This window comes from Vibrio sp. 704 (assembly GCF_033339295.1).
In genome coordinates, this window is sequence record NZ_JAWOUH010000365.1 from 1 (window position 1) to 755 (window position 755).

The 755-nt window shown below is 43.3% G+C and carries 1 protein-coding gene; it reads right to left on the reverse strand.

Features of this window, described 5'->3' with window-relative positions; all coding sequences use genetic code 11:
* Positions 1-445 (reverse strand): D-alanyl-D-alanine carboxypeptidase family protein (locus R7R24_RS26500; protein WP_318120088.1); only part of this gene is annotated, 445 nt, incomplete at its 3' end.
* Positions 446-755 lie beyond the last annotated feature (310 nt).

A 755-nucleotide genomic window follows, 5' to 3' on the forward strand; every position in this document is an offset into this window, starting at 1 on the left:
AGCTAACAAAGCGGGCTTCGCTGCCAGCGAGTTGCTCTGCAATGGCTACACGAGTATCGTTTCCTGACTGAACCACCAATCCTCGATATAAATCAGACAGAGACACAGATGTGTTTACTTCGATGAACATTTTGGAAGAATCTGGGAAGTTTTTCGCCCAAGCGTTGCGACTAATGACAACTTGATCATCGAGACTGATATTGCCAGCGTTTACTTCTTGTCCTGCAACATAAGCAGTCATCAACTTAGTTAAGCTCGCTGGGTTTAATCGCTTGTCTGCATCGCGCTCTACCAACACTTTACCTGTGTGATAGTCCATCAGTACATAACCGCGAGAGCTTAATTCAGGTGCATTAGGGACAACTGTTGGTGCAGCAAAGGCAAAGTGAGAGAAGGTAACAAGGCCGGTAAGGAAAGTCGTGTTGAATAAGGTAATTTTTCTCATAGTGACATCTAATCTTATTAGCAATCTGTGGCTTACAAACTAAGTCGAGTATATTGAAACGCCATTCAGTTACAGCAGCAATGTTACGATTCGTTACCTTTACTCAATGTTTGTCGAGAAGAATGAGAGATGAGTAGAAATTTTCCGCCCATAAATGTGATGCCCAAACGAGATCACGAAAGAACGGCCTCACGTCAATGACAGCGAGAATCCACATTTTTAGATAAGCAGATCTCTAAAACAAATCGTTCAAAATATGAAAAAGCACCCGCACAAACGGTGATGTCAGGGAGAGTACCTGTGCGGGCTT